Below are 9,107 nucleotides of genomic sequence, written 5' to 3' on the forward strand. Positions count from 1 at the left end.
GTTAAATATTGAAAATCAACTTGGGAGTGCCCTAAGACAGTGTTATAGGATGCCATTGCGGTGGTAAGAGTTGCTGTAATTCACGATTGCTGTATCGCTCATCAATCAGGTAAATAACACCGCAGTCATGTTCGGAACGTATCAGTCTGCCGCCGGCCTGAACAACCTTTCGCAAACCTGGGTATAAATAGGTGTAGTTGTAGGCATTCTCCTTGCCAAACACAGTCTCGGTGATTAGCCTCATATGCTCGTTGACTGCATTAAATTGCGGCAATCCCAAAGTGGCGATAAATACCCCGATTAGCCTGTCTCCAGGCAAATCCACGCCCTCACCGAATACGCCACCCAGCACAACAAATCCAACCTGCTGAGATGTTTCTGAAAAGCCCGCAATGAAGTCATCCTTTGCTTGGTTACTCATACTCCGGTATTGCTGGGAGATGGGTATCTCAGGATATTTCTCTTGGAATGCCCCTAAGACCATATTTAGATACTCAAAGCTGCTGAGGAAACATAGATAGTTGCCAGGTCGGGAGATGTACTGACTGCTGATGGTATGCATCAGTTGAGCTAGCGAGGCATTGCGGTCTTTATATTTGGTCGAAATGTCATGACTGACATGCACCTGTAGCTGTTCTTGCTTGAATGGCGTGGGGATATCAACCCAGTACCAATCCTCAGGAAAGCCCAGCATGTCACTGTAAAAGTGATTAGGGGTCAGTGTCCCAGAAAACATTACCGTGGCATGGGCCGTCTCATGTCTTTCGTTCAGAAAGGGCGCTGGGATTACATTTTGTATGTTGAGCCTGGTGTAACTGCGATCACTATTGGCTGAGTGCGAACGGGTCAAAACGACAAACGCATAGTTGCCTAGCTGGTTGGCAAGCTCCTCGAAACTTAAGGCATTCAGGTAAAAACCAAGTATTGGGTTATCTGGCAGCATGGGGTTTTCTGCATTGACTTCACCTATGCGCACGATGGCTTTGTTCAAGGCCTTGAGCCAGGTTGCCGGGATGTCATTAAGAATGTGATACGTTTGTCTCGCTTCCTGATTGAGTTCATTCCAGGCTCTGTTCAGGGCATTCAGGTTGCGCTTGATGGTGCCAGATGCATACTTGATGGCGCGGACTAAGTCAAACTGGGCTAGCTCTCCGGAATACATGGCTCTGGCTCTATCAACCAGGTTATGCGACTCGTCTACTAGAACGCCGACCTTCCACTGATAACTGGTGGTCATCGCGGCCAGCATGGCGGATCTATCATAGAAGTAGTTGTAATCACCAATCACCACGTCTGCCCACTTCACAAGCTCCTGTGTGAGGTAGTAGGGACAAATCTGATATCTAATGGCAATACTGCGTATCTGCTCTTTGCCCCATTCACTAGTATTGGAAATTTCATAGCGTGCTGATGGTAGATGGTCATAAAAATTTTTGGCCAGGGGACAAGAATCACCATGGCAGGCTTTATCCGGATGCTCACAACTTTTCTCTTTGGCTTGTAGCGTGAGTCCTCGGAGACGACCAGCAGTTGAGGTGCCAATTTGTTGATTGATGCTACTCAGCGCTTGCTCGGCAAGGGCATGGCCAGTGTTTTTGGCAGTCAGGTAAAACACTTTGTCCAGATGGTTATCTGCGCATGCCTTCAGGATTGGAAAAAGAGTGCCTATGGTTTTTCCTATCCCAGTGGGGGCTTGTGCTAGTAATACTTGGCCGCTGTCTTGCAGCATAGCCGTGCGATATACCGCTACTGACATTTTGCGCTGGCCTGAGCGGAATTTACCCATGGGAAATGCCAGGCGTTGTAATGCCGTATCACGAGCATTGCGGTGTTGCGCCTGTTGCTGTGCCCATTGAATATAGCGCTGACATAAGGTTTCAAAATGGATTTTCAGATCGGCTGCACTGCAGAACTCGCTTAACACCGATTCTTTCTGCGTATCAATGTTGAAGTACACCAGGGCTACATTAATGTCGGTGAAGTCTCGCGATTGGCATAGCAGGTGTGCGTATACCTTGGCCTGAGCCCAATGCAGCGATCTATAGTGAGCCCGTATGCCTTCTAGCTTGCCTCTATAGGTTTTGACTTCTTCAAGACGCTTAGATGTTGGCGCAAAGCCATCGGCCCTTCCTCTGACCAGCAGATCCTGGTAAAAACCCTCAAGAGAGATTTCAGCTTCATAACTGCCTTGGCGTTGCTTGCGCACCCATTTGTGACCTTCCATGCCTTGGGCAGATGTGGGGGAAGGGGTGAAGCGCAGGTCCAGGTCACCTTGCTTGGCGGTAAACTCACACAAAGCCCGCACAGAAACGGAAATGGGGTTCACGCTATCTCCGTGGCCAGGGGCTTAAGCCAGGTGACATGACAGACTTTGACGGGAATATTGTGCGCCACGAAATACTCCAGCCAGAGGATCTGATTATCCTGCAGCTTGTCGCCTGGCGCCTTGGCTTCCACCATCTCATAGCTTTGCTGTTCAGGCCAAAAGCGGATGAGGTCGGGGAAACCCGTGCGGTGTTGTTTCAGATCGCACAGCATGCGAGAGAACACCAAGCGCAAATGTTGAGGTGGGATGCAAATTAGCGCCAGATCCAGAAGATCTTGCGTCAGGTGGTTCCAGAACACAAACAGATTGAGCAAACCTTTCTTCTCAATAAAACGGCTTTGAATCATGTGCTGATAGCTACCGTCTTCAAGCGCGTTCAGTCCTTTTTCAAACAGTGCATGTCTGCGCTGCACAAAATCCGCCGATCCAAAGTCTGCTGGCCCTGCCTGGAAGGGATGGAAGAATGCGCCTTGCAAGGGTGCAAACAAGGCATCCCAGAACAGCAGGCCGAATAAGGCATTGAACAGTGAGTTTTCTACATAGAAGACTGGGCTATGCTCACTATGCCAGTGATGGCGTAATGCAAATTCAACCGATAGTAATGGCTCTGGATTTAATAATTCCAGGTGTAGGCTAAGCTCCGCAATACTGGGGCATATTGCTTTGCGGCGCTGGGTGGGAATGCCCTGACTGCGCAGTAGGCGCGGCAACATACGGGCTAGTTTTTGTTTTTCGTCTGGGCTTTCAGGATTTTCAATCGCGCGCTGTGCCAATGCGAGTGCCTGTGTGCAGTCCCCCAACTTTTCCAGCACCCGGATATTTCTGTGGCGAGCTCCCGGATAAGTGCTGGCTGCGTAAACCTGTTGGGCAAAGCTAAGGTCGCCTTGCTTTTCATAGGCCTGGCCCAGGCAATACAGTAGCTTTTGCCTCCTGCCTTCCAGCCAGTGATTTCCGCATACTGGGGCATTCAGGAGTTCTAGATATTCCTCTAGGCAGGGAGCATCGTTAATTAGCTCACGCCAGACATTGATTTCAAGATAGGTATCAACGTCATGGCCTTGCTGGAAAGCACGGCAGGAAGCATCAAGTGCAACAGCTTCGTAATTGAAAATGCCCAGGTCGGCCAGAACAAACTCTGACCAGGTCTGATACAGATTGCCAAAAAACATCAACCGCAGCCGGGTGCACAATTGGCCAAGATCGATTTTCCAGGCTCGCTCGGTACTGTCTGTGATCCACTCATTGTGATACTGAGGGGCAGTATCTACAGCACTCATCAGGGCAAGGATCTCGGACTTACGCATGCTGGCACGTGCGCCTTGTGGAGCAAAGACAGTTACCAGTTCAGGTTTGGCATAAAGTCCAAACAGTTCTTCCAGTGACAAAGGCTTATCTTCCCTGAGCCATCCCAATGCCAATAATGGTTGAGCCGCTGCTAATACATCTGGGATCTCGTCATACACGAGTTTGGAATATCTGAACCAGGGACCTTTGCGCATGATCAGCCTGACAAACAGGGCTTGCGACATGACGGGCAGGCAAGAAAATCCCTCGATAAATTCCGTTTCTTCCGGCTGCAATATATCCTGGTATCGATCATTGATCCATTGCAGCGCATTCTGAAAGTTGTGCAGGTAGTAGTACTTATGCACGGGAATGGTCGAGATAGCGTTATCCATGCTCATCTAAATTTCACGAAATCCAACATTACTTTACTACTAATATATCTTTCCAGTCGGTCGTATAGTTGGGGCTTTTGAAAGCCCGCCGCATGGCCCAGCCATGCTCTACACCTTCACTGGCCAGCTTAATTGTGCCGCGCTGATACTTCTTATTGATCAGATCCACGGCCGCCATCAGTTTCACTGCCTTACTGTCCTGGTCGGAGTAGCCGAATAGCTCTTGCTGCTGTCCACCCTCAGCAACAAGCTCATCCAGCATTACACTGGCGCGCATGTAGTACACGCCGCGCTTATACACTCGATCTAGTAGCCATAACGCCGCCTGGGTGATCTGTATGGTGCAATTGGTAGGAGAGGGCAGGGACACGTACTGGCTGCCGTGGTAGAACTCGGCCTGGTCATGAATGCCGTTGGCGATGGACATATAGACCGCGCCCGCATACAGGCCTTTCTTGCGCATGCGCTGGGCGGCATTGGTCGCGTGGAAAGTGATGGCCTCGCGCATGTCCTTGTAGTTGTCGATGCGCTGGCCGAATGAACGGGATGACATGACTTGCTTGGCCTCGGGCAACTGCTCTTCAAACTCTATCCAAGGCTCGCCGTTCAATTCCTTGATTGTGCGCTCCAGCAACACGCCGAACTCATCGCGCGCGCGCCGCGGGCTGACGTTCTTCAGGTGCCAGACATCATTGACTCCTAGCTTATTCAGCCTGGCCTCAAGGCGTGAGCCTATGCCCCATACCTTGGATATCGGCATCGTCTCAAATATGCGCTTTTGCTCGGCCACGGGCATGCTGGTAAGGTCGCAGACACCATTGAAGCCTTCAACGCGTTTGGCGCAGTGATTCGCCAGCTTGGCCAAGGTCTTGGTATACCCGATGCCCACCCCAATGCCCAGGCCGGTCCACTGGTGGACTGTGTTCTTGATCTGCCAACCCAGAGAATTGAAGTCGGCGCGCACGCCGGATAGGTCTAGGAAGGACTCATCGATGCTATATACCTCGACCCTGGGCGCGAACTGGCGCAGCGTGGCGCTGAAGCGATTGCTCATGCTGGCGTACAGCTCATAGTTACTGGAGAAGTGCACCACGCCCAGCGCAGTAGCCTCTTTCTCAATCTCGAACCATGGTCGGCACATCCAAAGTTCCAGTAGCTCCTTGGCTTCCTTCGATTGGGCAATTACGCACCCATCATTATTGGATAAAACCACTACTGGCTTGCCGCGCAGGTCAGGACGAAACACCTGCTCACACGATGCATAGAAGCTGTTGGCATCGCAGAGCGCATAGACCTTGCTATTCGGGCGGATGGATAACATACGTCACCACGCCAAAAACAGTAAGCTCCTGGCCTTCGTTCATAACGATAGGGGGATGGGCTGGATTCTCGGACAGCAGGCGTACCCAGCCACCACGGCGCTGCAGTCGCTTGACCATCCATTCGCCATCTATATCGACGATCACCACCTGGCCACTCTGCGGAGTGATCGACCTATCCACCAGAAGCGTGCTGCCAGGGAAGATGCCGGCGCCAATCATAGAATCGCCGGACACCTTGAAGATGAAAGTGGCTGGAGGGTTCTTGATGAATGCTTCGTGCAGATCCAGGTCGCGCTGCTCGTAGTCCTGGGCCGGGCTAGGGAAGTGTGATTGACCCGCGCGCACCTTGATTGCCTGGCGGAGGTGCAGCGGTGGCGGATTGAGTGGGGCGAAACCGATTAGATGACATGTGCTCATAGTTGGGACATTCTACTGTACGAATGTACAGTTTCAACTATGACATTTCACATATCTTGTAAGGCATGCTGACTACAAACTCGGGCACCTTCCGATAAGAGGCTGGAAGAATCAGCCCTATCCTGAATTTACTCAATTTACCCGATTGCAACCTCATGAAAAGAATAGACTGGGTCACCGTCGCAATTCTGTTGGGACTAGCGCTTTGGATTTTTCTAACACTTCTGTTTGATGATTCAATCGATGGGAGTGTATGACCCTTACCTAACCCTTTCCTGTCAGTTAAACCTTACATTTAAACTGGAGCTGAGCCGACACATTTGAAAGTTGATTTTGCTTAACATGAACTATCTTAGCTAATGGTCGAGTAAGCCATGAATAGATTTGACTGGGTTGCAAAATTAATAGTAATAATTATTTTGGCAACGTTACTTGCAAATTGTGCATATTGGCTTTGGGGGTAAAAGGAGCTATCGGAGTATTTTGTTGTCAGTTGATTTCGGGGATTCATGTATAGGTAAATAGACAGGAATATCTGCCATGCCTAACAGCCATGATGAAATCAAAGAACTCAAAGTTCTGGAGTATTTAATTGCAGGATTGGCCGCTATGTTGATGCTGGCCACTATTGTAGTGTTTGTGTATGCGTGGGATATGTCACCAGTCTAAGGTAAGTCAGTAGTCCAAGCTTCAGTTTGGGTTTGCATCAGCTCAGCAGGAAACTGCTTAAGGTATTGCCTACTGTCCTGCCATGTCGCTGATAGCCACCCGTCATAGTCTTCTTCCTGCAGTATCACCACCATTCGCTTTTCATCCTGAGGTTTATGAAAGTTGCGCATGAACTCATGATCATCTGCGTTCACGGTGAGCATGGAGAAGCTGCGTAGGATTTCCCCGTTGGCCGGGTTCTTCCAGCCGGTCCAGATCCCCGCAATACCCATTGGCTTTCCATCAGTTCGCACAATACGGGTGGGTACTGCTTTACCAGTGCTCCAGTCTGGCTCGAATATAGCCTGGGCAGGGATGATGCAATGACGGTTGAGGCGCCAGGCATCTCGGAAGCTGGGTTTCTCAGCGACAGTCTCTGACCTGGCGTTGTAAGTCATGCGCGCTATCTTAGTGTCTTTCGACCAATGAGGGATCATGCCGAACGATCCCACCATCAACTCACGGAAGGGCACAGCATCATCGCCAACGTCAGCATATTCATGCTTTCGGATGAAGGGACCAATGTAGCCAGGCCATAGCTCAGGCTTAAGCCCATCCTCAAGATCGGCGACCTTGAAATGCGTGGCCAGCTGCTTCTTCGTGATGACGGGTTCGTAGTGAGAGCACATTTCAATTTAGCATCATTTTGTACTGATTCCCTGAAGGATCAATTGCGCGCTCATGGTCTATTTGTATTTGGATTCTTTTAATGAAAGCCAAAATCATGGCAGAAATGTCACTGGAGAGATGTTTATCAGGGTGATCTAACACCTTGATCAATTCCAGGCCCAGGTAGTGATTTGGCGCTCGAGCAATGAGACATAGCTGTTCACATGCAATGGCCGCCGCTTCAAATGATTTTGCGCTCCTGATGTTCAGAGCTAGCTCTTCACGGAGGGTTTCTAAGGTGCGCTTGGCACTCAATTCAGCTTGATAGTCTAAGAGAAACATAATCGAGCCTACATATCCAGGGGGGGATACCAAAATCATAATCCAATGACTTATCTATAGTCTAGTGATAGTCGCGGATAAGCTTGAGTTAACTATGTGATGGTAGCTATGGGCAAAAGAAAGCACCTCAAACCTAGGGGGATAGAGGTGCTCGAAGAGTGTTGAGAGTGTCGACGCCATGTCGTGGAACATCGACACGAATATCATAGGCCTTGGGTGAGGAATGGCTATAGTCCGAAAAGACCTGAGCCTCTACAGGCAATAAAAAAGCCACCCCGAAGGATGGCTAAAAGCGTCTGCTTGCGTATCAGTACATTGCGAAGCGATTGAATGGTAATCAACAATGCAGACATGGGCAACCCAAGCACGACACGCAATAAAAAACCTGCCGGACTGGGTTATCGATTTGAATAATTTTTTCATATTGCTTTCATGCGGCGAGTGCAAATTATGGCGCTGTTCTAAATTGGCCTGATTTTATGGATTTACAAGGGATGTTGATCCTTCTTTGCCTTACGTCTGTCATGGATGTACATGATGAAGAAAACTATATTTCCGCCTACACCCAGAATGAGTGCGCCGTAAATCAGTAGGTCTTTACCGGTCATCATAATGCTCCAAATGTTTTTAAATTTAATTGTCGATGCAGTGCATGGGCAACCACGATTAAAGATTTCTTTCTTGAGTTGCCGCTAGTCTCTTTATTTAACTGCACGTCCTAAAACCTTTAGCTCTGCGCCGCCTTTATCGCAATACATTCACTGATTCTAAGCAATCAGGATGTTCTGTATGGTGCTGAGACGCAAGAAGCGTTGCTTATCTTCACTAATCCGCCAGAACATCATCACATCCTTAATCACCATAAACGCGTGCAAAGAAATAGCCCAGCAGATTACAAATGCACCTGTGATATCCACAATCCCGGATGAGGTGGGATATGCTGTTTCTAGCTGGCTGGCTTTCATCACCAACCCCATCCCCACAAGGTAAAGCAGCCCAGCGAACTTCCAGCTATGCATAGATTTACCAGCGATCATTCGTGGTATGCCAATCAAACCGAGTGGTGTGAAGGACAACAAAAGTAGGACGTCTGCTTTTTTCTTGGCTTGTTGAATTTGCGTTATGTCATGCATGCTGATCTCCTTGATAGTTTGTTGGCCAGCCACACGCTAGCCATGACTTCATCATAGAGATTTCAGAAAAAAACCAACCTCGCCAGTCAACACTACATTCGCCTATGGGTTTAATGATGAGCAAGGCTGGTTTTAAAGATCATCTATTCCCGTACAGCACGCGATCAAGGCTAGATTTAAACTTCATTGGTTGCCTAATGGAAGGGAAGGGCACCATGGGATTGCCACTGCCGCTCATCACAATCGTTCCATACCCCAAGAGACGACCGGTCACGGATTGATGAATCTGTACACTCTCAATCCTATGCAAAGGCAACTCCACGACATGGCGCCTGATCAAGCCAAACTTGGCAATCACTCGTTCATTCGTGATCACAAGCACATTGGACCGGCACAGGAGAAATGCCAACACCCATAGGAGCGGCCCCCCGAAAAACCAGAATCCGAACCCAAAAAAGTAGTACCAGAAATACACCCAGTGACTAACTCGGGCAGAGTATTGCACCAGCTCGCCCTTGCGGAGCTGGTTTTGAATGAATTTGATCATGATGATTCCTTAGAACATGCTGTC

General features: G+C 49.2%; 9 protein-coding genes. 1 reads left to right on the top strand and 8 read right to left on the bottom strand.

The annotated features are described in order from the left end of the window. Positions 1 to 31 precede the first annotated feature (31 nt). From JCM2850_RS13740 to JCM2850_RS13755, 4 genes are read right to left on the bottom strand one after another with little or no spacing between them, the layout of a single operon-like run. Positions 32 to 2,326, bottom strand: a complete 2,295-nt coding sequence (locus JCM2850_RS13740; RefSeq protein WP_025872570.1) for an ATP-dependent DNA helicase — start codon at positions 2,324 to 2,326, stop codon at positions 32 to 34. Beyond that, a complete protein-coding gene (locus JCM2850_RS13745) occupies positions 2,323 to 4,011 on the bottom strand; it encodes a VRR-NUC domain-containing protein (RefSeq protein ID WP_199898350.1) in 1,689 nt (562 codons plus the stop codon). Before JCM2850_RS13745 ends, JCM2850_RS13740 begins: the two co-directional genes overlap by 4 nt. Positions 4,012 to 4,033: 22 nt before the next feature. After that, the gene (gene umuC, locus JCM2850_RS13750) at positions 4,034 to 5,326 is read right to left on the bottom strand and encodes a translesion error-prone DNA polymerase V subunit UmuC (protein WP_025872574.1); all 1,293 of its coding nucleotides are present in this window, start codon (positions 5,324 to 5,326) and stop codon (positions 4,034 to 4,036) included. Next, positions 5,304 to 5,672: a LexA family protein gene (locus JCM2850_RS13755; protein WP_234406271.1), complete on the bottom strand. Its 369-nt coding sequence runs from the start codon at positions 5,670 to 5,672 to the stop codon at positions 5,304 to 5,306. Before JCM2850_RS13755 ends, umuC begins: the two co-directional genes overlap by 23 nt. Positions 5,673 to 6,284: 612 nt before the next feature. Between JCM2850_RS13755 and JCM2850_RS23530 the strand changes: the two genes are divergently transcribed. Then, positions 6,285 to 6,413 carry a hypothetical protein gene (locus JCM2850_RS23530; protein WP_267879295.1) on the top strand — a complete coding sequence of 43 codons (129 nt, stop codon included), beginning with the start codon at positions 6,285 to 6,287 and terminating at the stop codon, positions 6,411 to 6,413. Here the strand turns inward: JCM2850_RS23530 and JCM2850_RS13765 are convergent. The 4 genes from JCM2850_RS13765 to JCM2850_RS19480 form a co-directional block, all read right to left on the bottom strand. Continuing rightward, entirely contained in the window at positions 6,410 to 7,081 is a 672-nt protein-coding gene (locus JCM2850_RS13765) for an SOS response-associated peptidase (RefSeq protein WP_025872578.1), read from the bottom strand. The genes JCM2850_RS23530 and JCM2850_RS13765 overlap by 4 nt on opposite strands. A gap of 1 nt (position 7,082) precedes the next feature. Next, the gene (locus JCM2850_RS13770; RefSeq protein WP_025872579.1) at positions 7,083 to 7,403 is read right to left on the bottom strand and encodes a hypothetical protein; all 321 of its coding nucleotides are present in this window, start codon (positions 7,401 to 7,403) and stop codon (positions 7,083 to 7,085) included. Between the two features lie 767 nt (positions 7,404 to 8,170). Continuing rightward, positions 8,171 to 8,536 carry a hypothetical protein gene (locus JCM2850_RS13780; protein ID WP_148301286.1) on the bottom strand — a complete coding sequence of 122 codons (366 nt, stop codon included), beginning with the start codon at positions 8,534 to 8,536 and terminating at the stop codon, positions 8,171 to 8,173. 139 nt (positions 8,537 to 8,675) lie between these two features. Beyond that, positions 8,676 to 9,083 (bottom strand): PH domain-containing protein, encoded by a 408-nt coding sequence (locus tag JCM2850_RS19480; RefSeq protein ID WP_025872583.1) that lies wholly within the window; start codon positions 9,081 to 9,083, stop codon positions 8,676 to 8,678. Positions 9,084 to 9,107 lie beyond the last annotated feature (24 nt).

The sequence above is a fragment of the Methylobacillus glycogenes JCM 2850 genome (assembly GCF_000617925.1).
Taxonomy (GTDB): Bacteria; Pseudomonadota; Gammaproteobacteria; order Burkholderiales; family Methylophilaceae; genus Methylobacillus; species Methylobacillus glycogenes.

Coding starts and splice junctions, on each gene's coding strand:
- JCM2850_RS13745 (WP_199898350.1), bottom strand. CDS start 4,011: ATGAGCATGGATAACGCTATCTCGACCATTCCCGTGCATAAGTACTAC.
- umuC (WP_025872574.1), bottom strand. CDS start 5,326: ATGTTATCCATCCGCCCGAATAGCAAGGTCTATGCGCTCTGCGATGCC.
- JCM2850_RS23530 (WP_267879295.1), top strand. CDS start 6,285: ATGCCTAACAGCCATGATGAAATCAAAGAACTCAAAGTTCTGGAGTAT.
- JCM2850_RS13765 (WP_025872578.1), bottom strand. CDS start 7,081: ATGTGCTCTCACTACGAACCCGTCATCACGAAGAAGCAGCTGGCCACG.
- JCM2850_RS13770 (WP_025872579.1), bottom strand. CDS start 7,403: ATGTTTCTCTTAGACTATCAAGCTGAATTGAGTGCCAAGCGCACCTTA.
- JCM2850_RS13780 (WP_148301286.1), bottom strand. CDS start 8,536: ATGCATGACATAACGCAAATTCAACAAGCCAAGAAAAAAGCAGACGTC.
- JCM2850_RS19480 (WP_025872583.1), bottom strand. CDS start 9,083: ATGATCAAATTCATTCAAAACCAGCTCCGCAAGGGCGAGCTGGTGCAA.